The sequence below is a fragment of the Chitinophaga sp. H8 genome (assembly GCF_040567655.1).
Classification (GTDB): domain Bacteria; phylum Bacteroidota; class Bacteroidia; order Chitinophagales; family Chitinophagaceae; genus Chitinophaga; species Chitinophaga defluvii.
This window is the reverse complement of record NZ_JBEXAC010000002.1, coordinates 3112110-3137044: the sequence shown is the minus strand read 5'-3', so window position 1 is coordinate 3137044 and position 24935 is coordinate 3112110. Positions and strand designations below refer to the sequence as shown.

Sequence of the window (24935 nt, the reverse complement as noted above, 5' to 3'; positions counted from 1 at the left end):
TATAGCATGATGAACAACGTAATTAAACGATTCAATATAAAGGTTGCGTCACTGCTTTTATTGACAGTGAGTGTGATTTCCTGTAATAATTTTCTCGAAGTAACACCTAAAGACCAGGTGTCTGCCAATACACTTTTTGAAAATACCACCAATGCAGATCTGTTTCTCAATAATGTATACACCGGATTACAAGGGCCTTTCACTACATATGACCCAACAGAGAATTTCTCAGATAATGCTATGAATGGAGTGGGTGGCACAGTAAGCAGGGTGCTCTATGCCACCTCCGTATATACCCCCAGCAATGCACCAAGTTATTGGGGATTGTATAACAATATACGGGCGGCCAATTTATTTATCCAGAATGTGACCAAGTCCGCACTCGATGAAACCTGGAAAAAACAAAGGCTGGGAGAAGCCCGTTTTCTGAGAGCATACTTTTACTCTGTATTGTGGACCTATTATGGTGGCGTACCTATTATCACCGATATCCTGAGCCAGAAGGATGGGGATGAAATGTTCAGGGCCCGTAATACCGACGAGGAAACCTTTAAATTCATTACAGACGAATGTGCCGCCAGTGCGGAAGACCTTCCCCTTCAGGCAGAAGCTGGAAGAGCTACAAAAGGAGCTGCCCTCACCCTGAAAGGATGGTGCGAACTGTTTGCAGCCAGTGCCCTGAAAAACCCCACCAATGATAAAGCCAAATGGGCAAAGGCTGCTGCTACCAACAAACAGGTAATAGATCTCAAGAAATATGATTTATTTCCTGATTACAATACCCAGTTTTTTGAGGAAAACAATGATAATATAGAAACGATATTCGCGAAGAAATATTTAGGTGGTACTTCACTCGGTGGCGGCCGGGAAGGCTTACAGGGAACATGGATTGTAGGTGGCATACAGCGTGCATATGGTGGTGTAAATCCTACTCAGGAACTGGTGGATGACTACGTAATGTCCAATGGCCTTCCTATTACCGATCCTGCTTCAGGCTATGATCCTCAAAATCCTTATGTAAACAGGGAGCAGCGGTTTTACCAGTCAGTTATTTATGATGGTGCTACCTGGTTAGGATACGAAATAGTTACCCGCCACGGTGCCGGCAGTAAGAATGAAACAGACCTGAGCAATATCAACGAATCTACCAACACAGGATATTGTTTGCTGAAAGGGCTGAACCCAAAGTATGCCATCAATGGAAATAATCAGCAAAACAGCGCCAATTTTATTATTTTCAGATATGCAGAAGTACTGCTTAGTTATGCAGAAGCGCAAAATGAAGCAGTAGGCCCGGATGCTTCTGTATATGATGCGGTTGACAAAGTGCGGGATCGTTCTGCGTTGTCAGGGCTACCCAAAAACCTGACCCAGGAGGAAATGCGTAAGGCTATCCGTCGTGAACGCAGGATAGAACTGGCCTTTGAAGAAAAACGCTGGTTTGATCTGATCCGGTGGAAGATAGCAGAGAAAAATCTGAACGGCACATTACATGCCATACTCATCGAAAATGGCGTATATAAGGTGATCCCTGCTGCAGAAGGTAAAAGAATATTCTATCCTGAAAAAAATTACGTGTACCCTATCCCGCAGTCAGCAATGGATAAAAATACAAAATTAGTACAGAACCCGAATTATTGACCCGGTGCATATATACTGTATTGCCTCCGCTTTTCAGGAGGCAATACAGTATTGAGCATGGGCCTCCTTAAAATAAATCCAGCAATATGAAACGTATCAGAGTAATTGATTTGAACAAAAACTTTCGCAAGTACTGTCATTCTGTGAAGCGTGCAGGCTATTGGCTTCCTTTTTCGCTCTTGCTGTTCTTCACTTCTTTTGTGGTACAGACAACCAATGCACAACTACGTGCTGCGGTAGTGAAGGTGGATATTACCCCTTCAGATCCGCAATATCTACTGGGCTATCAGGAGCGAAAATCAACGGGCGTGCTCGATAAGATCTATCACCGCATTGTGGCAATAGATGATGGTACTACGCAATTTTTTATCATTTCCTCTGATATCTGTCTTTATTCTCCTTCAGAATATGATAAGGTAGCTGCCAGATTACAGAAACAATATGGGATCAATCCTTTGAATGTATGGTGGTCTGTGACACATACACATTCTGCACCCGAAGTAGGGGTTACCGGTTTGTATGGAATCTATATGGGAGAACGCATGAAACACGAAATAGATGCAGCATATACTTCCATGGTAGAACAGAAATTAGTAGATGGTATCCTGGAAGCCCGTAAAAAGCTGGAGCCGGTACGCCTGGGTGTTGGCTGGGGATTTTCACAGGCCAATATCAATCGCCGTGCCCTGGATGTCAATGGCAAAGCCTCCCTTGGCATGAATCCGGACGGACCAGTAGATCGCCGGATAGGACTGCTGCGATTTGATAAGGCAGATGGCAGCCCTTTGGTATTGATTGCGAATTATGCTATGCACGGCACCGTTATGAGCGGGGCTAACCTTGACATCAGCGGTGATGCGCCGGGTGTGGTATCCGAATATGTAGAGCAAAAAATTGGCGCACCGGTGATGTATATTAATGGCGCAGCCGGCAACCTGGCGCCCATTTATAGTACTTATCCGAATTGGAGAGCCGGACACCTGACACAGTTTAAAGTGCTGCTGGGTGATAAAATACTGGAAGCCAATAAAAGAATTAAAACGGGTATTGATGAACTTAAAATGGTAACCGGCTCACTGACAGTGGAAACACCCCGCAAGCCGGGAATGGATTGGTCTGCCGACCTGGCAAAGTATTCCACTACAAAAGCAGGTGTTAATATGGTAAAACTTCCGGTACGCTTCCTGAAAATCAATCAGGATATAGCGATATGGAGTGCACCCATAGAGCTGTTTTGTGAGGTATCTAATGAAGTGCGCGACCGCTCCCCCTTTTCCCACACTTTTTATTTCGGATATACCAACGGCTGGTTTGGCTACATGCCTACTGCTGCAGAATGGCCACACGGCGGGTATGAGGTGGAAACCGTTTCTCCATTTACCGATGCTGCTGCTAAAGACCTGACTGAAGCCGTTGTCGGATATTTACAGGGGAACATGAAAACAAAGACACCTGCTGTAACACCTAAACGGAAAAAGTAGTATGCCAAAACGTGATTTCAAAATAAAATGTAATTTCAAAATGTTTCACTTCCACCGGTTTCATCCAACTTTAATATACTTATGCCTCTCCTTTGTGGTAACAGCTGGTTGCCACAACCAAAAGCCTGATGCCTCCTCCGGAGGTGTAAAAGCATCGGAAGCACTGGCTACGATGCAGGTACCGGAGGGCTTTAAAATAGAAATGATTGCAGCAGAACCACTGATTTCCTCACCGGTAGACATGGAGATCGATGAGTATGGGCGTATGTACGTTGTGGAAATGCACGGATACCCGCTTGATAAAAGCGGTACCGGCAACATCGTTTTGCTGACAGATACCAATGGCGATGGTATTATGGATAAACGTACCGTTTTTAAGGATAACCTTATGCTGCCTACCGGAATACTGCGCTGGAAAAAAGGAATCCTCGTAACAGACTCTCCCAATATTATCTACCTCGAAGATACCGATAACGACGGCAAGGCAGATAAGGTGGATACGCTGTTGACCGGCTTTGGCCTTACCAACCCTCAGCATAATCTGAACAGTCCTGTATATGGATTGGATAACTGGATCTATGCAGCGCATGAAGGGGTGGTGAAAACCAGGGACTATATGGAAGAATTTGGGGATGAAGGAACAGAAATTTACTACCCCGCTGATTCAAATGCGGTAAGGCTGCCACAGAACGCTGGTGGAAGGTCCGTTCGTTTCCGTCCTGATCATACCCAACTCGAAATGTTATCCAGCCGCTGCCAGTTTGGTCAAACCTTTGATCAATGGGGCCATTTGTTTGGATGCAACAACTCTAACCAGGGCTACCAGGAAGTAATCGCCAACCGTTATTTCGAACGTAATCCTCACCTATTGGTGTCAGATGCAACACAATCCATGTCCGATCACCTGGACGCTGCAGAAGTGTTTCCTACAACTACCAACCCTGACCGCCAGTTGCTCACGAATGTAGGGATTATGACTTCTGCCTGCGGGCTCACAGACTACATGGGTGATGCTTTCCCGGCGCCTTACAATCAGCACATCACTTTTATTGCCGAGCCGGTTAGTAACCTGGTACATGTTGATGTGCTCAAAGACAGCGGTGCCAGTTTTGTAGCCAGCCGGATCTTACCCAATAAAGAATTCCTGACTTCCACCGATGCGTGGTCAAGGCCTGTAAATATGTATGTAGGCCCTGATGGGGCACTGTATGTACTTGATTATTATCGCCGGGTAATTGAATCACCAGAATGGCTGTCGGACGAAGTGATTGCAGCTGGTGGATTATACGACGGGGTGGAGCAAGGCAGGATATACCGCATTACTGCTACGAACGGAGCAGCTGCTGCCTGGATGAAAGGGCTCCAGCTGGGAGATGCAAAAAGCACAGAGCTGGTACAATATCTCTCCAACAAAAATTCGTGGTGGAGAACAACTGCACAGCGTTTATTGGTAGACCGTGCAGACAAATCCGCTGTGCCTGCATTGATAGCAATGACGCAGCAACCCGCCTCCGACGTAGGCCGGTTACACGCATTATGGACATTGGAAGGAATGGGTGCACTCGGTGGAGAACAAATTATCGCGGCTTTAAAAGATTCCGTAGCAGGTATTCGTGAAAATGCTGTTAAACTGGCAGAACTGCATCTGTCAACAACACCGGAATTAGTCAAACCTTTGTTGTCTTTACAAACAGATCCTAACCATAAGGTGCGGCTTCAGTTGCTGCTGACACTGGGTTTCTTAAATACACCTGAAGCAGCACAGGCGAGAAATAAACTACTGTTTACTGACATTAACGATAAGTGGGCACAGATTGCAGCATTATCAGCCAACTCCTCACAATCCGCATCATTATTGAAGGAAATACTGAACAGGTATCAGAATGATGTTCCTGCATATGCTTCATTGGTACAACGGCTCACCGCAATGATGGGTGGTAGTGATAGTGCGTCAGTCATTCACCAGTTGATCGAAAAATCTACGGCCACACAATCTCCTAAAACAGAGCGGTGGCAAGCAGCAATACTGAAAGGACTGGCTCAGGGAATGAAAAACCGGAAGTCGTCATTATCAGTTTCAGAAGCCGATCAGCAACAGCTCATTAAAACATTTTTCACAAGTCCTTCAAACGATTTGCGGCGGGCATCATTCCAGCTTTTAAAAACAACTGGTATCTCTGATACTACCGTAAAAGCAGCAGTAATTGCCCAGGCGGTTGCTATTGCCAGCGATCCTAAACAGGCTGATGAAAAAAGAGCAGATGCGATAGACTTTATATCACTGGGAGATGCAACCACTCACCTGCCATTACTGGAAAAATTAATCGTTCCACAGGAACAGCTACGGGTGCAGCTGGCAGCATTACGTACTCTCAATACCATTCCTTCGAATGAGGGGGCGCAGTACCTGATCAAACAATGGCCGGTGATGACCACAGATGTCAGGGATGCTGCAATTAATGTATTTCTGGACAACCAGGACAGGATGGCATTGCTGATAGATGCGATGGAAAAAAACAAGATACAGACCACCAGTGTAAGCTTTAATACGAGTGTTGGGTTGATGCAGGTGCGGGATGAAAAGTTGCGGGAACGTGCCAGGAAATTGTTTACCAGGAATCAGGAACAAGCCAAAACCATCAACAAAGAATACCAGGCATCACTGGATTTAAAAGGAGACCCGGTAAAAGGAAAGGATGTATACATGCAGAGCTGCGCTATTTGTCACCAGATGAAAGGAGAACTGGGCGTGGCTTTCGGACCTGATCTGAGCACTATTCACAACTGGAAGAAAGAAGATATGCTGGCAAATATACTGGATCCGAATTTGTCCATATTGGGAGGCTATGATCTCTGGCAGATTGAAATGAATAATGGGGAATCTATCCAGGGAATCATCGCCACAGAAACAGCTACCGCTATTACAGTTAAGAGTAACGGTAAAATGGACAGGCTCATCAACCGCCAGGATGTTAAATCATTAAAATCGCTGAGTATGTCGCCAATGCCGCAGGGACTGGAAAAGAATATTGATAAACAGGCTATGGCTGATCTGCTGGCATTTTTACGGCAGCACTAAATAGCTGAAAATTCTAATAATTGTATTCTAAAAACATATTATGAAAATGCACGCTAAAGTAATGAACGTTCAACATGCAACGTATAGCTTCGGGGCCGGTGTTTTTTTCAGGCTGATTATTGTGCTGGCTTTCCTGCTATATGCGGCAGGACTTACGGCTAAAACACCTGGCAGCAAAACGCCTGGGGTTTTCCGTGCTGCGGTTGTAAAGATTGATATCACTCCTAACAGTCCAAAAATGCTGTTAGGTTATCAGGCACGGCAATCTACGGGTGTTCATGACCGTATTTACCACCGGATCATTGCGTTGGATGATGGGGTTAACCAGTTCTTTTTAGTGTCTTCTGATATCTGCGTTATCTCCCCTTCAGAATATGATCATGTGGCTGGATTATTGCAACAGCAGTTGGGCATCAACCCGCAAAACTTCTGGTGGTCATTAACACATACACATTCCGCACCTGAGGTGGGCGTACCGGGATTACCAGCCGTTTTTATGGGAGAACGTTACAAACATCCTGTGGACACTGCCTATACCAGAGAAGTAGAAGAGAAGCTGATTAATGGGATCATAGAAGCGCGCAAAAACCTGGCAGCAGCTAAGTTGGGCGTTGGATGGGGCTTTTCACAAGCCAATATAAACCGGCGGGCTATCGATGAAAACGGTAAGGCCTCTTTAGGGATGAACCCGGATGGGGAGGTAGATCGTCGGATAGGTTTAATGCGGATAGACAAAGCCGACGGGACTCCGCTGGTGCTGATCTCCAATTATCCTATTCACGGAACAGTACTGGGTGGTACCAACCTCGATATCAGTGCGGATGTACCAGGACTGGTATCTGAATATATAGAAGAAAAAACTGGTGTGCCCTTGCTTTTTATTAATGGTGCTGCCGGCAACCTGGCACCTATCTATAGTACCTATCCCAACATCAGATCAAGTCATCTGGGAGAATTTCGTGTATTGTTGGGCGATAAGATCCTGGCTGCCAATAAGCTGATCACTACTACCACAGGTACGGTGAAGTTAAATACCGGCTCCCTCATGGTGGAAACACCCCGGAGAGCCGGGCTGGGCTGGCCGGAAGATATGGGCAAATATTCCCGTACTTCCAAAACAGGGGATAATACCATCCTGTTGCCCATCAGGTTTTTGAAGATCAATGAAGACATCGCGATATGGAGTGCACCTGTTGAATTATTCTGTGAGATCTCGAATGCCGTACGTGAAAGCTCTCCTTTCCCCTTTACTTTTTATTTTGGCTACACCAACGGATGGCTTGGATACCTCCCCAGTGAAGACCAGTTTAAATACGGTGGATACGAAGTGGAAACGGTATGTCCGTTTACCCCTTCGGTTCAAAAAGACCTTACAGAAGCCGTTGTTGGCTATCTGCATGGCGAAATGCGGTCTATGGCCACGAAATAAAATCAGGCACATTTATTACAAAAGGCCCTTCGCTTTGTTAGCGGAGGGTCTTTTGTTTTGGAAAAGCATATTTGCAATACCAACAAAAAAATTTATCCGTTATAGGGCAGATACTGAAAATTGTATGTAGAAAATATTAATTTCAGGCGTTCTATTTACAAAAATAGATCTTCAATCACCATACTATGTTAAGATATATTAAATCAGCCTTCAGTGTATGTTTTATGTTGGCCTTATCCGGCGGGGTTGCTTACGGACAGATCGATCCAAGCCAGCTATGTAAGGGAAAATACTGGACAGAAGAACAGGGTAAGGAAAAGCTACAGGAATTTGCAAAGAGTTATCATGATAAAGCGAGCTGGGAAACCAGGAAGGAAAAGATCCGGCAAAATATTTTGCTGGGCGCAGGATTAACACCGATGCCTGAAAAAACACCCCTTAACCCGATTGTCCGGGATAAAAAAGTAATGGATGGATATACCGTTGAAAACGTAGCCTTCGAAAGCAGGCCCGGCTTTTGGGTAACTGGTAACCTGTACCGGCCTTTGAAGGTAAAGGGTAAAGTGCCTGGAATTTTGTGTCCGCATGGGCATTGGGAGGATGGTCGTTTCCGCGATGATATGCAGTTACGTTGTGCTGCGATGGCAAAAATGGGGGCTGTTGTATTTGCATATGACATGGTTGGGTTTGGAGAATCTACACAAAGCGATCATAAAAACCCGCTTCTGGTAAAGATGCAGACCTGGAACAGTATCCGGGCAGTGGATTTCATAACTTCCTTAAAGGGTGTAGACGAAAAACGTATCGCAGTTACCGGCGCTTCCGGTGGCGGCACACAATCTTTTTTACTCGCTGCTGTAGATAACAGAATTGCTGTTTCGGCTCCTGTGGTGATGGTGGCTGCCCATTTCTTTGGTGGCTGTGTTTGTGAAAGTGGCATGCCCATTCACAAAGCCCCTGGCTTGCAGACAAATAATGTAGAGATCGCAGCCTGCGCTGCACCAAGACCTATGATCATCGTTTCTGATGGTGACGATTGGACAAGGAATACCCCTGATGTAGAATACCCCTATATCAAACATATCTACTCATTTTACAAGGCGGATGACCGGGTGGAAAATGTTCATCTGGCCAATGAAGAACATGATTATGGCATTTCTAAACGACTGGCAGTGTATCACTTTTTTGCCAAGCACCTAGGGCTGCATCTCAAAAAGGTGGAAGATAAAAATGGTAAGATCGATGAGTCATTTATACAAATAATTCCCAAAGAAAAATTATCCGTATTCAACAACGAACATCCAAGACCCGCCAATGCCGCTACAGGCAATGAAGCAGTGGCAGCATTGTTTACAGGAAAATAAAAGAAAATCAGTATACGGATTGCATATTATAGAAACGTCGTCTCAGTTCTTTGAGACGACGTTTTATTTGAATACGTAAGGTTGGCATCTTCAACGCTGTAATTATAGCAATCTTATGCCTAGTCCTATTCCTTTACGGTACTACTAAAACAGCTGCCTGACAGTGATAGCAGGATCTTCTGCGCGTTTTCAATTCCTTTATGGTACTATTAAAATACTGTGCCGAAATCTTCCAAATGTCCGCCTGTATCACTTTCAATTCCTTTACGGTGCGATTAAAACAAGCTAATTAAGCCCATGAATGCAGTGAAGCCGAATTTTCAATTCCGCTACGGTCCAATTAAAACCCAGGGTCGATGCCAACTAGGAAATCAAAGTTCTTGCTTTCAATTCCGCTACGGTCCAATTAAAACCCGCTATTCCAACATCAGTAATCCCTTGCTCCCCACCTATCGGTTTCTAAAAATAAGCAATTTTTATCGTCGATCTGTAGTAGTACAAAAACAGGTGGAGAGCGACGACTCTCTAAACGATTGATTACAAATACAATTTAAGCCAATTATTATCAGCCTTCTAAACTACCCCCTTATTCCAGACTGTTCGACGATTATCTCTTTTTAATAACCAGTACTGCAGGTACAGGTCTTTGGGCACCTTTATCGGAAGGATAAATCGTATTCTTCCCAGCTACATACAAGCAGGAAGAACCACCACCATCCAGGTTAAGCGCTTCCACACAGCCCAGACTGATCATAATATCCGCGAGCTGAGGTAGAGAGGCCCCATCTGCAATACCTTTATGCCGTCCTTCAACAGCTAGTAGGATGAGTTTATGATCTTTCGTATAGCCAATAGCGGTTCTGGGATGCATATCCTGCTCAGCATACCCAAATTTATGTTCTTCCTTGCTGGTAATAAACACTTTGCCATCCTGTACCAATATCGGCCCTCCTCCTACTGCCTGACGCATACGCCATCTGTGACCACCAGATGGATATTTGCGGGAAGGGCGGTTATATTGCACCTGGCCATCAGGAGTAGTGATGGGAGCAGCAGGCGCTGAATATGCAAAGGGCTTATCTTTCCTGCCCACATTATACACCCAGGCAATATCCGCTTGCCGTTGTCTTGATATTCCAAATGCGCCTGTAGTAGGATAGATCGTATCAGCTTTCCCGGCTGTTGTCGGGTTGACGATCATTTTAGGATTTACTGCCTTAACTTTTCCATCAGATATTACTAAGTTCAGATTACTATTATCCTTAAAAGAGAAGAAAGTAGTGTTAACGACTGCCAGTGTATTATCCCCTTCTTTTGCTGCATATTGAGCAGGGGTAAAACGTTTGCCATCTCCGGTACGGGTTACGAAATCAAGTTGTTTATCTTTCAGATCTGCAATAAGATAAAAAGCCTGGAAAGGCTTTCCATCCAGCGTATCTTTAGTTTCAAACACACGAACAGAAGCTGGCAGATGGTTGTTATGATCAGCAGATTCCCGCCAATGTAACTGTGCTGTAGCCTCTGCCACCAATCCTGTTAATCCCAGTATTAACAATATCCTTTTCAAGTCGCTATCGTTTTAATTAATAAAAGTAGAAAACACCAGCCACTAATTATGCTCAAATAAAAGGGTCACATCGATTTAACCAGGAATTAATCTAACTAAAAAGGCGGTGTTTCAAAGGTACTTTTGAGACACCCGCCTGTATATAACCCAAAAAGATTATTAGAACCGATAGCCAATAGTCATTCTGAAATTACGGCGTGCTTCTACAATGTAATTATAGAAACCGGTAGCTGTAGTAGGTATAGAAGCAGCAGTGAGCAGTTGCTGATCATTGAGCAGGTTATTTACCAGCAGTGATACACTGTACTTTCCTTTCAGATAGCTAACGCCCGCATCCGTACGGAAATAGTTAGGGATACTGAACACTTTGGTGGCATTGCCCACATACCGGTCTGCCATCCACTGTATACCACCTGTTACACCAAACCCATTCAGAAAACCTTTACCCACACGATAATTAAGCCATGCATTAGTGATATGCGTAGCCGTGTTGGGGGTGATATTGCCTACTGTTTTCGTCGTAGCATTAGGCGCTTCCTTCGAAATCTTAGAATCCGTATAGGCGTAGTTCAGCGTTGCATTCAGGCCTGGAAGGACCTCACCATTGATATCTACTTCTACTCCTTTGGTAACGGTTTCGCCTAATTGTTCCTGTACATCTGCACCACGACTGTCTTTTATACCCAGGTTTACCAGAGAGTTCTGGCGGGCAATGCGGTACACCGTAGCAGAAGCTACCCATTTACCATCGAACCATTCTTTTTTAACACCAGCTTCCACATCTACTCCTTTTATTGGCTTAAAGGCATTCTGACTGGAATCTGCGCCTGGTACGGGTACAAAAGACTGGTCAAACAATCCATAAACGGTAGTGGATTTATCTATTGAATAGCTCAGCCCTACACGGGGCGTAAACACGTTATCCTTTATTTCAGCCCCCTTGGTTTTACCCACCGTTTCTGAATGAGTAAAGCGTCCTGCCAGGGATAAACGTAACTTATTATTAAAGAAGCCCAATTCATCCTGTATGTAGGCAGAAGTATAGTTCACAGCACTTACATAGTTACTGCCTCCTGCTCTGGTTTTTACACTCTGGCTGCGGTCTATTGCCGGCATAGCGCCAAAAGGCAGACTATAGATTGGATTATATACATTGAATACTTTTCCTTCTCCAAACTGAAGGGTACCAAGTGTTCTGAAATCCCCCCAGAACTTTTTATTCCCCATATCCACTCCTGCCAGTATCCGGTGACGCACAGATCCGGTATACTCTTCGCCGGAAACGGAAGCCTGTGCAAAACGGTTCTCCCCTACCTCATCTGCTACACTGAAAGACCGCTGCATATCTCCGTTTTCTTCTACGCTATTGGCCCAGGTGCTATTGGCTACCATACTGAAATTGAAGTAAGCTACCTGTGCATGTGCTTCCCACCTGTCATTCATTTTATGATCGAAATACAAGTAAGCACTGTGGTCTTTTAGTTTACCCGGCTCCATAGAAGGATCACCATAAAAGAAGTCATTGGAGATATTTTCGTCCAGCAATTTCCTTTTTGAGAATACATAGTTGCCATTGGCCAGGTACTTCGAAGTCTGATAAGTATATTCCAGTGTAACGGAGGTACGGTCATCTACCAGGTATTTTAATACAGGTGCAAACAGGTAGCGGTTATTATAATTGTATTTGGTATAATAATCTTTCTGTTGGCCTGCAATGTTCAGCCGGTATAGCAATTTGCCATCTTTGCTCAGCTTTCCATCAAAATCCAGCGCTGCACGATAGGTACTGAAACTACCCATGCTCACTGTAGCAGCCCCCTTGGTAATCCCGGTTGGTTTCTTGGTTACCACATTATAAAAACCACCGGGCTCACCACCTGCCAGCATAAATCCGGCAGGTCCTTTTACAAATTCAATACGGTCTATCATGGCAGCATCTTCTGCTGTAGGTCCCCAACTGGCTTCAATGTTCATACCATTCCTGAAAGCGGGGATCTTGGAACCACGCATACGGATATTGGCATACTGATTATCCCAGTGGCCCACACGGGTAGCCCCGCTTACATTACGGGTCACCCCATCCACTACATCAAATACCTGCTGATCAGCAATAACATTGGCAGAAATCACCTGTATATTCTGTGGTACTTCCAGGATAGGCGTTCTTAAACGTAATGACCCGGAAAGGCTATCATTTTTATACCGGTTCCTGGTACCGTTTATAATCACTTCTTTTAGCTGCTTATCGGTAGTTTCCAGCTCCAGCTTTACCTGAATAATCTGGTCCTCGGTCACCTCTACCTCCTGCGACATTGTTTTATATCCGATCAGCATCACCTGAAGTGTATAACGGCCAGGAGGCAGCTTTTTAAACACAAATTCCCCTTTTTCATTGGTCAGTGTGCCGCGGTTCTTTTCTTTGATCTGTACCGCCACATAAGCAGCAGGTTCACCATCTGATGTAACAACGATTCCTTTAATAGCAGATAATGGTTCTGTAACTGCCGATGCAGTAAAAGAAAAGCTGACAGTACATAATAGGCATAGCAGTAGCAATGCCCTGTTAATAAATAGATGCATATGGGTTGTTGAATTTTTCCTAAGAATGAGCAGCAAAACTAGGCACACAAAACAGCCCTCCTTTACGGATTTGGGAAAAGTTCTTGCGCAATAGGGAAAAATTGCCGGCCAACAACCCTTTTTAAAAGTCATCGAAAAACAAAGAGGGCATCCCAAAGCAATATTGAGATGCCCTCTTTTATATAATAATAATAATAATAATAATAATCCAGGTCAACTATAATTTCCCCTGTACATCGCGGTCTGGTATTTCATTATACAGTTCACGCATTTGCTGCAATTTGGCTTTACCATATGCCAAACGGGTAATTACCACAAATAATACCGGTACAATAAATATAGCCAGGAAGGTAGCGGTAAACATACCTCCCAGTACGGTCCAACCCATCGTTTTACGCGCTTCCGCACCTGCACCGGAAGATAATACCAGCGGCATGATACCTAAGAGGAAAGCGAGGGAAGTCATGATAATGGGGCGTAAACGCAGCTTCGCAGCTTCCACGGCAGCTGTTACCAGCTCCATCCCCCTGTCTACACGCTCTTTCGCAAACTCCACTATCAGGATGGCATTTTTGGCCGACAACCCAATAAGGGTAATCAACCCAATCTGTGCATATACGTTATTACTCAGGCTAGGCAGGAAGGTAAGTACCAGGATGGCGCCAAAGGCACCAATAGGTACTGCCAGCAGTACAGAGAACGGTACCGACCAGCTTTCATACAACGCTGCCAGGAAAAGGAATACAAAGATGATAGACAGGGCAAAGATGTACACCGTTTTGGATCCTGACAACAACTCCTCACGGCTCAACCCGGAGAACTCATAGCCATATCCATCCGGCAACACCTGTGCAGCTACCTCTTTCAGTGCGTTGATCGCATCACCACTACTATAACCCGGTGCAGGACCACCATTTATTTCCGCAGAACGGAACAGGTTGTAATGCGATATTACCGGTGCACTTTCTATCACCTTATAAGAAGTTAATGTGCTTAATGGCACCATACCTCCCGATTGGTTACGTACAAATATCTGCGACAGGTTCTTAATATCTCCGCGATAAGTAGAGTCTGCCTGCGCCAGTACACGGAAGTTACGGCCATAGATGGTAAAGTCGTTGATATAAGCACTACCCATATAGGTTTGCAAAGCCGTACCGATATCGGATATTCTTACACCCAGCTTTTTCGCTTTCTCACGGTCTATATCCAATTGATAACCTGGTGTCCGTGCGGTAAAGAAGGAGAACCCTCTTGCTATTTCAGGACGTTTGTTGATCTCTCCCAGAAATTGCTGTAATACCCCTTCAAAGGCCTTTACTTCACCAGCTGTTTTCTGTTGCAGTATAAAAGAGAAACCTGCTGTAGATCCTAACCCCGGAATAGCCGGTGGCGGAATTACCACCACATTGGCTTCCTTGTACTTGGCAAATTTTTGCTGTACCCTGGCTACCAATCCAAATATCTGCTGTGATTTCTCCTTCCGCTCATCCCATGGTTTCAGCTGGCAGAACATCGTACCACTGTTTGATTTGGTCGCAAAGTTAATTACGTTCAAACCTCCCAGTGCGGCATAGTGCGCTATCTCAGGAATACTGTCCAGATCTCTCATCATAGAGGTCAATACCCCTACCGTACGCTCTGTAGAGGAGGACTCCGGCAAGTCAAAAGTAATCAGCAAGCGTCCCTCATCTTCTGTAGGAATAAATCCGGAAGGTTTTGCTTTAAATAAAAGCATGGTACCCACCATGATACAAACCAGCAGGATGATAACATAGCGTGCCAGCTTAATACTTTTCTTCACACCTAATGAATAACGGGAGGTAGTATGACCAAACCATCTGTTAAACTTAAAGAAGAATTTATTCAGCCCCTTCGAATCCTTGCTCAGGTTCATCGGGCGCAGGATCAATATACACAGCGCCGGAGTTAATGACAGTGCCACAAATGCAGAGATCAATACGGAAATCGCGATTGTGATCGCAAATTGCTGATACAACCGGCCTACGATACCAGGGATAAATCCTACCGGCACAAACACTGCCGCGAGGATCAATGCAATGGCAATTACCGGCCCGGAGATCTCTTTCATGGCCTGGGTAGTGGCATCCTTTGGCGACATCTTCTCATGGTCCATATTATGTTGCACCGCTTCCACCACCACGATGGCATCATCCACCACAATACCAATGGCCAGTACAAACCCGAACAGGGTAAGGGTGTTGATCGTAAAGCCTAACGGTATAAAGAAGATAAACGTGGCAATAATAGATACCGGGATCGCCAATATTGGAATCAATGTAGCACGCCAGCTCTGTAAGAACAGGAATACTACCAGTACTACCAGTATCAGTGCTTCTACCAGCGTGTGCAACACTTCTTTGATAGACACTTTTACTACGGTTACTGATTCAAATGGTACTACATATTCTATATCTGCGGGGAACGATTTTTTCAGCTGCTCCATGGTAGCTACTACCGCTTCAGCTGTTTCAATCGCATTACTACCCGGTGCCTGGTATACCAGCAGATAGGATGCTCTCTTCCCATCCACAAAGTTATTACCTGCATAGTTAAACTTACCTAACTCTACGCGGGCTACATCCTTCAGATATACCAATGTTCCATCACTGGGGCGTGTTTTTACAACGATGTCCTCAAATTCCTTCGGTGTTGTCAAACGTCCTTTTACAAATATGGTATATTCAAAAGTCTGTCCGGTTTGCTGCGGTGGTGCCCCAATGGAACCCGCCGTAATCTGTGCGTTCTGTTCCTGTAATGCGGCACGGATATCATCAGCAGTAACACCCATTGCGGCCAGCTTGTCTGGCTTCAGCCAGATACGCATACTGAAGTCATCCGCACGGGTAAAGATATCTCCCACCCCTTTAGCTCTCAGCAATGCATCTTTTACATACACGTTCGTATAGTTATCCACAAATGTGATATCGTGTGTTCCCTTAGGAGAATACATTGCTACCAGCATCAGGATACTGGGATTACGTTTTCTAACGGTAAGCCCCAAACGCTGTACTTCCTGCGGCAATGTAGGCTGTGCAATACCTACCCTGTTCTGTACATCCAGGGCAGCAATATTGATGTTGGTACCTACCTCAAAGTTTACCGTCATACTCATCGCACCATTACTGGTACTGTTACTCTGCAGGTAGGTCATACCTGGGGTACCATTCACCTGTACTTCTACGGGTGTGGCCACCGTTTGTTCTACCGTCTGGGCATCTGCACCGGTATAAGTTCCGGTTACCTGCACCGTTGGCGGGGAAATTTCCGGATACTGCCCGATAGGCAGTGTCATCATAGCCAGCAGCCCTACCATTACCAATACAATCGATATAACAATAGCGGTTACTGGTCTGCGTATAAAAGTATTTGCAATCATCTTTCCTGCTGTTTTAACCTAACGATTCATTTTCCGGCTACCACGGGGTTATTTACCCGGCGCCTTGGCAGGCTGCTGTGGTATACCTATCTGTATCTTACCGCCATCGCGTAAGCGCTGGAAGCCTTCTGTGATCACTTTATCTCCTTGCTGTACACCTTCCATAATCACTACCTGGTCTTTCAGCTTAGGCCCTAAATGTACTTTGTGCTGCTCTGCAATGCTATCCTTTGCTATAAATACAAAGAACTCACCCATCTGCTCAATCACCGCCTTGTAAGGTACAATCACCCGCTCACCGGACTGTTCATTCAATACCATCAATACGGCGCTCATACCATCTTTCAGCTCATCCTTCGGATTCGCGAATTCGATCCTCACCCGGATAGTACCTGTTTGATTATCTACACCACGATCTATTGCGATGATCTTGCCGGCTTCTGTATAGGCCACCCCGTTAGGCAGTAATAAGCGGAAAGTAGAATCCTGTGCGCCTACTGTTTTGCCTTTGAATGCGGCAAAACGCGGGATATCAGATTCATTTACCACAAAATCTACGGCAATGGGATTTTCTGAAGAAATGGTGTTCAGCAAAGTGGAACCAGGGCTGATTTGTGCGCCCAGCTTCACCAGTGATATCCCTATCCTTCCGGTAAAGGGGGCTTTAATTAAAGAGTAGTCCAGGTCGGTACGTGCTGCAAGCAAACTGGCTTCTGCGGCGGCTACCTGGCTACGGGTGGTTTCCAGCGTAGCGTCTGCATTGTCTAATGTCTGACGTGCAATCGCATCCTGCTCGGCCAGCTGATGATAGCGGTCGGCATCTTTTTTAGCACGGTTATAGTTAGCCTTGGCGCTTTGAATGCTGGCTTCTGCCTGGCGGTAAGCGGCTTCATATTTCCGGCGGTCTATTTCATATAATGTTTTTCCTTTCTGTACTACCTCTCCGTCCTGGAAATAAATACCCGTGATAAAACCTCCTACCTGTGAGCGAAGTTCTACCTGGTTTAATGCCACCACTGTGGCGGGATATTTATCATAATAAACGGCTGATCCCGTAGCTGCTGGTACCACATTTACCGGCGTAGGCGGCATGGCAGGAGCACTTTTTGTGGCCGGCCCATTACAGGCTGTCCAGGAAAGCAGCCCAACAGTGCAAGTAAAAACAATGTAATTCTTCTTTTTCATATCCGTTCCGGTTACCATTTAATAATTAGCTGTTAAGGTTCCTAATGCTTTCTGCAGATCTATCTTGCTCGACAGTACCTGGTACATAGCATTAAAATAATTGAGCTGCGCAGAACGCAGGTCTGTTTCTGATATTATCACATCCAGATAGGTTTTTACACCTGCCTTGTATTGTAACTGCACCATGTTGTATACGTCTTTGGCTACTTCCAGGTTCTCTTTTAATACCGTATAATCATTCAGGTTACTCCTATAAACAGCCATTGCAGCAGTATACTGGGTATTGATCTGATTTTTCAGAGTAATAAAATCCCAGTCTATCCGCTTCAATTGCAATTCGGCCTGACGTATATTATGAATACGTTTGGACCCCTGGAAAATAGGTAAGGATAACTTTAAACCTAAGAGTGAATTCGGATAGTTGTGATCATACAACTTGGCAAATTCATTATGCTGATAGGCAAAGGAGTAGTTTATAAAAGCAGATAAAGATGGCAGAAAACTCCACTTATTATATTGCAGATCCGCTTTCAGCAAAGTTTGCTGTGTTTGTAATAACTGGTATTCTATCCGGCTCTTGTAATCTACCATAATGGCGGTGTCGGCAGCCAGCTGGGAGGTTACCTCTGTGGTATCATATACCAGCGACAGCTCGCTTCCGCCGGTAGGATAGCCCATCAATTGTTTAAGGTATTCTATCTTGGCAGTCAGTTGCTCCTGGGCACCTTTACGCTGCGCCCGGGTATTATTCAATGAAATGGTGGCCCGCTTGTAATCTATTTTGTCTACCACCCCACTTTGATACTGGTTGTACGCATCTTTCAAACTACGTTCCAGCCGCACAACATCTTCATCCAGCACTTCTATCTGCTTTTTGGTAAGCAATACATCATAATACCCTTTGCTCACATCAGAGATGACATCGATGCGGTTGCGGGTAGAATTCTGCCTCACCTGTTTACGTACGTCCCTGGCGGTATTACTGGCCAGTAACAGGTCGCGGCTAAACAGGTTCTGATTCAGTGAAAACAACGCGGCCGATGAATTGGTTACCCCTATTTTGGTGGGCTGGTTCTGAAAAAACGAAGTAGGCAACTCCAGGTAATGCTGGATATTATAATCCAGGTTCACCTGCGGATACCAGTCGGCCAGTTTACTCTTAATCGTTCTTTCGGTGATTTCTTCATCCAGCTGAGACTGCTTCAAAACGGGCTGATGCGCTAACGCATACCGTATACAATCCTCTACAGTGGCTTGAGATAATAGTGAATCGGGGGACTGCTGTGCATATATACTACCCGTGAGGAATAACATACTAATCACAACTACCGGAAAAAATACTTTCTTCATAAAAGGCTTTTGTCAGTCAGTTCTTCTTTGTACCAATCAGAATAAATGATAGCTGTATAAAGAGGGGATAAAATTATATGCCGAAACGTATAATCCTCTTATATAGATATCATTATTGTTTATACGCAATAGACAATATCTATCAAGCGTCATTAGCATTTCCCATACGGGCTACGCCTGCAACTTTTTTTGTTACGCTTCCATTAAAACAGGTAGGTTCAGGTTTCCTTAAAGAGGGGATTTATCGGAGACCTCTTTTTTTATTGAGGAGCAAAGATAATGTTCTATTAATAAAAAATCACCCATAAAGGGTGATTTTAATGTAATGTTTACAATGCTGTGAGTAATCTATTGTGGACGACCACTATGAATATGTTTCTCTGCATGATAAGATGACCTTACCAGCGGACCCGATTCTACATAGTCAAGTCCCATTGCATAGCCAATTTCACGGAGTTCGGCAAACTCATCCGGGTGTACAAAACGTACTACCGGAAGATGTTTGGGAGTAGGTTGCAGGTACTGGCCTAATGTTACAACGTCACAACCGTTGTCGGTTAAGTCCTGCATTGCCTGTACCACTTCTTCTTTTGTTTCGCCCAGTCCCAGCATAATGCCGCTCTTGGTACGCATACCACCTTCTTTTAACCGGCGTATCACTTCCAGGCTGCGATGGTATTTAGCCTGTATCCTTACCTGTTTGGTTAAACGCTCTACTGTTTCCAAATTATGGGAAACAATTTCAGGAGCTACGTCTATCAAACGCTGAAGGTTTTCCCATTGTCCGCGAAAATCAGGGATCAGCGTTTCCAATGTAGTATCCGGATTCAATGCACGGATGGCTTTAATGGTATTTGCCCAGATGATAGAGCCACCATCTTTTAATTCATCCCTGTCTACTGAAGTAAGTACGGCATGTTTTACTTTCATGATATAGATGGCCTCTGCTACACGCTGGGGTTCATCCCAGTCTACCGGCTCCGGCCTGCCCGTGGCGACTGCACAAAAACCACAGCTACGGGTACAGATGTTTCCTAATATCATAAAGGTAGCAGTACCGGCTCCCCAGCACTCGCCCATATTAGGACAATTACCGCTTTCGCAAATAGTATGTAATTTATGGGTATCTACCAGTCCTCTTACCTGCTTATAATTTTCTCCTATCGGGAGCTTCACGCGCAGCCAATCCGGTTTTTTAACTCGGGTGGCGGCTGGTTCTGCGGCTATTACGGGTAATTCTTGCATCGCTGATTCCTTTCTTTTAAAAAGCAAAGTTACTACTTATCTCCTATTCCATCGCTTACCAAACTGCAAGCTTACATATGCATTGAAAAAGAACTGTTTATGTTTATTATCCAATTCTACCATAATAGGCACTTCCTTGGTATAGTACTCTGCATTCACGCCCACTTCCAGTGCACTCACCACTTCATTGAAATGCGCCCAGTCAAATCGCATACCTGCTCTGGCATGTAATCCCGGTACCAGTTTAATTTCGCCCCAGCCCTTGCCAAAACCGGCTCCTCCGATAATGTCTGATGGTTTGATAAACGAAGTATCATACGTGGTGCCCGTACCATACTTCACCTGTATGGCACCTCCCGTATTCGGGTCCCGGATGTTCAGGTAATAAGGCTTCATCAGCCCCAGGGAGATGCCTCCATAATAGATAGCACTCACTTCTACCCCATTCTTATTACCTTTTCCTCCTATTAGGTACCGTTGTCCTATGCCCAGCTTTGCCTGGTAAAAATTGTTCTGCTTCAGGAAAATATAAGGCTTCTCAGAATAAGACTCTCCCCATGGACCGGTACCCAGGTATTCTCCGGCACGTTTATGCTCATGCGGGTCTTTCTTTTCTGCAAACTCAAACTGAAAGTAATTGACGATCTTCCGGTTCTTACGGTACCCCATTTCCAGAAAACCTCCCCAGCCATCCGTATTTAACCGGCCTCCTATAGAAAAATCACGCTCATACATATTTTCCCCTTCTTCTCTTTCCTTAAAGAGGGAAATACGCTTTAACTTCTTTTGCTCTTTCTCCTCTTTCTTCGATTGGCGGGACGGGTTATTGGTTTGCGCCTGCAAACTGCCGCCGATTAGTAGTAAAAGCAAGAATAAGTGTAATTTTTTCACAGTAATGGGCTATTATATATTTAATAAACGCTTGTTTTATAGTATTGTTACAAACCTACAGGTTTTTTTCTTAAAATTAGTTGCTGTCAGCCCACAAGGCCTTCGCTTCAGCTCCACAAATCCCCACCGGTATCACTATTCCCGGATGACTGTTCTATACCCGCTCACTGCCTGCCATTGACCAATTAATAAAAATACATTTATTTTACATTTCCAATCTTAAATAAATGACCATGCAAACCGCACAGATAATATATACCGGAGAACTTCGTACCACTGCTACCCATCTACAGTCTGGCACCGTCATAGAAACAGATGCGCCTGTAGACAACAACGGTAAAGGCGAACGGTTTTCTCCTACCGACCTGGTAGCTACGGCTTTAGGCTCCTGTATGCTGACTATCATGGGCATCACTGCCCGCCAGCACCAATGGCAAATTGAAGGCACCCGGGTAAGTATTCAAAAAATCATGGGCACCGAACCCCGCAGGATCACTGGTGTAAAAGTGAGTTTCGACTTTCCTGAAGGACACCAGCTGGGAGAAAAAGAAAGAACCATCCTCGAAAGAGCAGCACTTACCTGCCCGGTGGCCAAAAGTGTACATCCGGATATTTTGCAGGATGTAACGTTTAATTGGTAAGCTGTTAGCGGTTAGCCATAAATCATGATGGCCAGCTAAAGGCTAACAGCCAAAAGCTAATAGCTTTTTAAAATATGCCCTCCCGCAGCAATTTGGTACCTATTGCACATTGCAGGCAGCGCTTTTCGTCACAATAGTATTGTTTCAGCTGTAATAACGCCTGCGATTCCAGGGCGCATCGCTGGGGTACTCCCATGGTGTGCCATCCGGCCGTGATTTTATTCTCTTCTGCAGGTAGCTGGCTGAGCAGATGAAGGGCCTTTTCCTGGTATTCCCGGATCCCTTTTTGCTGACCATAAAGAAATAGTAGCGGCAATACCGTATTAATCAGGATGTTATGTACTGCTAAACGGGCAGGACGGGAAGTTTTTTCAACAGGATGATCAAACCGGTAATGAGTTTGCCAATACGCGGATGGCTGTACGGAAAATAATTGCTCCAGTGCTGCAATCGTTTCTGTTTCCAGAATCCTGGAAAATAAATGAGAGGATTGGTGTAATAATCCGGCAAAAGTGGCAATACGCATACTCGGAAAAGAGGCGGGACGCATGCGCAGCCAATTCCATGCATAAGGTACCAGCGGCTTCAACTGGTACTTATGCTGCAGATAGTGATATTCTTCCTGGAGCTGACGGGGATACTCCTCTATAAACGCTCCTTTTAACAACCCAGCCTGCCCGAACAATAATGCCTCCAGCTGCATTAAACCAGGCCTGTGCCGGATCAGTAAGTGATGCGGTAAAGATTGTGCCAGCTGTAAAAAGGGAAGGGCATTTACCGGTGTACCAAAGCTCTGGGCTACTGCCCAGTAGCATACCTCTTCCCAATTGTATTTGTTGTATACCAGCCAGGCCTGCATATTACTGGTTTTCCGCTCCCATCGCTCGGCCAGTAACCGCTCTTTCCAGCTATACCAGGTAAGCAATGGTACCTTAGCTGCTCCAAATGCACAGGGAACAAAACGAAGTGATTGTCTTAACTGCTCATACCTCTTTAATAACAATTTGGGAATATGCTCCTGCAAAACAATACAAGGCGTATATGGAGCTACCGGCGCGGCAATGTCATGCTCAAATACCACATGCAGGATGATATTGCTATACCGGGGATTATGCTGGTGCCCATGCCGGAACCAGTCAGATGTTTTAAGATGCAGCTCCACATTTCCCATCCATAAAGTATCGCCGATCCTGAGCCTCGCAGCAGTAAAATCAGGCCCTTCATGTTGATTGTGCTGTCCGGGATGCATCACCTGCACCTTTTCGCCGCTTACTGTAGTAAGCCCTTCCTGGCTAAATAAACGGAATTGCCAGATGTGCTGAAATAACTCTTCTGTGAGTAGGGGGTTAACACTCATTATATTAATGTTTAATTGTTGCATGCTTCCGGCTTATCCGGCATGACAAATTCCCGGATAGCTGATTTCAGTTAAAAAAACATCATAAAAGGAGAACAAAGTACCAATTTACGTAAATAAAATTAAATTTGATACCCATTTGGAAAATTCACCAAAGTACGCTTACCTTTGCACGCAGTTCTTTTACATGACTTATCCAGAAAGGCGGAGGGACTTGGCCCTGCGATGCCTTAGCAACCATCTCGTTGTAAAACGGGAAAAGGTGCTAATTCCGGCTTCAGTATACCTATACTGGAGATAGATAAGTTGGCAGAGAAACATCTTCGTTCCTATTAAGATTATTGAGCTCTTCCAACAACCGGAAGTGCTTTTTTTTTGCCCATACCCCTCCTTTCTCAAAGATTTGTTACGTTAAAACAAGAACATTTGCGGACATACGTGAATGAATGACATGGGCTATCCGTACCTTACGGATAACCACTAAAAAAACAGCACATGAAAACAGCTACACAATTAATACACAGCATTCCCATCGATGAGCTGACAGGCGCTATCTCTGTGCCTATTTATCAAAGCTCCACCTTTGTACAGGAATCGCCGGGCATTAATAAGGGCTTTGAATTTTCACGTGCCAACAATCCTACGCGCAAGGTACTGGAAGACCTGATCTGTAACCTGGAAGAAGGATATGCGGGCTTTGGCTTTGCCAGTGGGATGGCGGCTATTGACGCGGTCCTGAAACTGCTCAAAACAGGAGATGAAATCATGGCAGTGGAAGATACCTACGGTGGTATTTTCCAGGCATTCAATCATATGTTTGACCGGTTTGGTATTAAAGTAAACTATGTGGATACCAGCAACACAGATAAAGTACTGGCAAATATTACACCCAATACCCGCATTATCTGGCTGGAATCTCCTACCAACCCTACCCTTAAAATATCTGATATCAAGTCTATCAGTAAAATAGCCAAACAACATAATATCCTCCTGGTAGTGGATAATACCTTGTCCACTCCTCTGGTGCAGCAACCTATTGTATTAGGGGCGGATATTGTGATCCACAGTGCTTCTAAATACCTGGCGGGACATACCGATGTGATTGCCGGCCTCGTAGTGGTCAACAATAAATCCCTGGCCGATCAGATACGTTTTAACCAGAATGTTTCCGGTGGTATCCTCAGCCCTTTTGAAGCATGGCTTACGGTGAGAGGGATCGAAACATTATGCCTGCGCCTGGAAAAACAATGCAGCAATGCTATGACTGTTGCTACCTGGCTGGCAGCCCACCCGGCGGTTGACAAAGTATTTTATCCTGGTCTGGCTACTCATAAAAACCACCACATCGCCCGTAAACAACAAAAGTATTATGGGGCTATGGTAAGCTTTTCCCTGAAAAATGATAACATTAAAAATGCCATCCGCATCGTAAATGCTACTAAACTTTTTAAACTGGCAGAAAGTTTCGGAGGAGTGAAAAGTATGCTCAATCATCCTGCTACCATGACCCACCGGGTTATCCCGGAAGACTTCCGTAAAAAGGCCGGACTCCAGGACTCCTGCATCCGCCTGTCTGTTGGTATTGAAGATGCGGAAGACCTGATCAATGATCTCAAGCAGGCACTGGAAAAATTAAATCACCCGGCCGGCAAACAGATTACCATTTTACAGTAATACACCATTCAGCAAAATAAAAACAGCTTACAGCTACCGGCGCAAAGCCTG

Annotated in this window: 15 protein-coding genes and 1 riboswitch; of the genes, 7 read left to right on the top strand and 8 right to left on the bottom strand. The window is 44.9% G+C overall.

Features of this window, described 5'->3' with window-relative positions:
* Window positions 1-6 precede the first annotated feature (6 nt).
* The 5 genes from ABR189_RS26530 to ABR189_RS26510 all read left to right on the top strand — a co-directional run bounded on the left by ABR189_RS26530 (window position 7) and on the right by ABR189_RS26510 (window position 8994).
* On the top strand, window positions 7-1641 hold the full coding sequence (locus tag ABR189_RS26530) for a RagB/SusD family nutrient uptake outer membrane protein (RefSeq protein WP_354663521.1): 1635 nt from the start codon (window positions 7-9) through the stop codon (window positions 1639-1641).
* Between the two features lie 86 nt (window positions 1642-1727).
* Window positions 1728-3122, top strand: a complete 1395-nt coding sequence (locus ABR189_RS26525; RefSeq protein ID WP_354663520.1) for a neutral/alkaline non-lysosomal ceramidase N-terminal domain-containing protein — start codon at window positions 1728-1730, stop codon at window positions 3120-3122.
* A gap of 40 nt (window positions 3123-3162) precedes the next feature.
* Entirely contained in the window at window positions 3163-6201 is a 3039-nt protein-coding gene (locus ABR189_RS26520) for a PVC-type heme-binding CxxCH protein (protein WP_354663519.1), read from the top strand.
* Window positions 6202-6241: 40 nt separating this feature from the next.
* Window positions 6242-7630 carry a neutral/alkaline non-lysosomal ceramidase N-terminal domain-containing protein gene (locus ABR189_RS26515; protein ID WP_354663518.1) on the top strand — a complete coding sequence of 463 codons (1389 nt, stop codon included), beginning with the start codon at window positions 6242-6244 and terminating at the stop codon, window positions 7628-7630.
* 185 nt (window positions 7631-7815) lie between these two features.
* The gene (locus ABR189_RS26510; RefSeq protein ID WP_354663517.1) at window positions 7816-8994 is read left to right on the top strand and encodes an alpha/beta hydrolase family protein; all 1179 of its coding nucleotides are present in this window, start codon (window positions 7816-7818) and stop codon (window positions 8992-8994) included.
* A 607-nt stretch (window positions 8995-9601) separates the two neighbouring features.
* Here the strand turns inward: ABR189_RS26510 and ABR189_RS26505 are convergent.
* From ABR189_RS26505 to ABR189_RS26475, 7 genes are all read right to left on the bottom strand, one after another.
* Entirely contained in the window at window positions 9602-10561 is a 960-nt protein-coding gene (locus ABR189_RS26505) for a phosphodiester glycosidase family protein (RefSeq protein ID WP_354663516.1), read from the bottom strand.
* A gap of 159 nt (window positions 10562-10720) precedes the next feature.
* Entirely contained in the window at window positions 10721-13141 is a 2421-nt protein-coding gene (locus tag ABR189_RS26500; RefSeq protein WP_354663515.1) for a TonB-dependent siderophore receptor, read from the bottom strand.
* Between the two features lie 217 nt (window positions 13142-13358).
* A complete protein-coding gene (locus tag ABR189_RS26495; RefSeq protein WP_354663514.1) occupies window positions 13359-16541 on the bottom strand; it encodes an efflux RND transporter permease subunit in 3183 nt (1060 codons plus the stop codon).
* A gap of 48 nt (window positions 16542-16589) precedes the next feature.
* The gene (locus ABR189_RS26490; protein ID WP_354663513.1) at window positions 16590-17726 is read right to left on the bottom strand and encodes an efflux RND transporter periplasmic adaptor subunit; all 1137 of its coding nucleotides are present in this window, start codon (window positions 17724-17726) and stop codon (window positions 16590-16592) included.
* Window positions 17727-17744: 18 nt separating this feature from the next.
* Complete coding sequence (locus tag ABR189_RS26485; RefSeq protein WP_354663512.1) at window positions 17745-19076, bottom strand: TolC family protein; 1332 nt, start codon at window positions 19074-19076, stop codon at window positions 17745-17747.
* Between the two features lie 348 nt (window positions 19077-19424).
* Entirely contained in the window at window positions 19425-20321 is an 897-nt protein-coding gene (gene lipA, locus ABR189_RS26480; protein ID WP_354663511.1) for a lipoyl synthase, read from the bottom strand.
* 36 nt (window positions 20322-20357) lie between these two features.
* A complete protein-coding gene (locus tag ABR189_RS26475) occupies window positions 20358-21191 on the bottom strand; it encodes a hypothetical protein (protein WP_354663510.1) in 834 nt (277 codons plus the stop codon).
* Window positions 21192-21439: 248 nt separating this feature from the next.
* Between ABR189_RS26475 and ABR189_RS26470 the strand changes: the two genes are divergently transcribed.
* Window positions 21440-21853, top strand: a complete 414-nt coding sequence (locus tag ABR189_RS26470; protein ID WP_354663509.1) for an OsmC family protein — start codon at window positions 21440-21442, stop codon at window positions 21851-21853.
* A gap of 67 nt (window positions 21854-21920) precedes the next feature.
* On the opposite strand, the gene ABR189_RS26465 is transcribed toward ABR189_RS26470, so the two are convergent.
* Complete coding sequence (locus tag ABR189_RS26465; protein ID WP_354663508.1) at window positions 21921-23210, bottom strand: DUF2851 family protein; 1290 nt, start codon at window positions 23208-23210, stop codon at window positions 21921-21923.
* A 189-nt stretch (window positions 23211-23399) separates the two neighbouring features.
* Window positions 23400-23518, top strand: a riboswitch (SAM riboswitch).
* Window positions 23519-23705: 187 nt separating this feature from the next.
* Here ABR189_RS26465 and ABR189_RS26460 point away from each other — a divergent pair.
* Entirely contained in the window at window positions 23706-24884 is a 1179-nt protein-coding gene (locus ABR189_RS26460) for a trans-sulfuration enzyme family protein (protein ID WP_354663507.1), read from the top strand.
* The last annotated feature ends 51 nt before the right edge of the window (window positions 24885-24935 follow it).

What these genes read in the sequence shown, in the direction of transcription:
- ABR189_RS26460 (WP_354663507.1), top strand. Translation starts at nt 23,706, where the DNA reads ATGAAAACAGCTACACAATTAATACACAGCATTCCCATCGATGAGCTG.
- ABR189_RS26470 (WP_354663509.1), top strand. Translation starts at nt 21,440, where the DNA reads ATGACCATGCAAACCGCACAGATAATATATACCGGAGAACTTCGTACC.
- ABR189_RS26500 (WP_354663515.1), bottom strand. Translation starts at nt 13,141, where the DNA reads ATGCATCTATTTATTAACAGGGCATTGCTACTGCTATGCCTATTATGT.
- ABR189_RS26510 (WP_354663517.1), top strand. Translation starts at nt 7,816, where the DNA reads ATGTTAAGATATATTAAATCAGCCTTCAGTGTATGTTTTATGTTGGCC.
- lipA (WP_354663511.1), bottom strand. Translation starts at nt 20,321, where the DNA reads ATGCAAGAATTACCCGTAATAGCCGCAGAACCAGCCGCCACCCGAGTT.
- ABR189_RS26515 (WP_354663518.1), top strand. Translation starts at nt 6,242, where the DNA reads ATGAAAATGCACGCTAAAGTAATGAACGTTCAACATGCAACGTATAGC.
- ABR189_RS26495 (WP_354663514.1), bottom strand. Translation starts at nt 16,541, where the DNA reads ATGATTGCAAATACTTTTATACGCAGACCAGTAACCGCTATTGTTATA.
- ABR189_RS26485 (WP_354663512.1), bottom strand. Translation starts at nt 19,076, where the DNA reads ATGAAGAAAGTATTTTTTCCGGTAGTTGTGATTAGTATGTTATTCCTC.
- ABR189_RS26530 (WP_354663521.1), top strand. Translation starts at nt 7, where the DNA reads ATGATGAACAACGTAATTAAACGATTCAATATAAAGGTTGCGTCACTG.
- ABR189_RS26525 (WP_354663520.1), top strand. Translation starts at nt 1,728, where the DNA reads ATGAAACGTATCAGAGTAATTGATTTGAACAAAAACTTTCGCAAGTAC.
- ABR189_RS26490 (WP_354663513.1), bottom strand. Translation starts at nt 17,726, where the DNA reads ATGAAAAAGAAGAATTACATTGTTTTTACTTGCACTGTTGGGCTGCTT.
- ABR189_RS26520 (WP_354663519.1), top strand. Translation starts at nt 3,163, where the DNA reads ATGTTTCACTTCCACCGGTTTCATCCAACTTTAATATACTTATGCCTC.
- ABR189_RS26465 (WP_354663508.1), bottom strand. Translation starts at nt 23,210, where the DNA reads ATGAGTGTTAACCCCCTACTCACAGAAGAGTTATTTCAGCACATCTGG.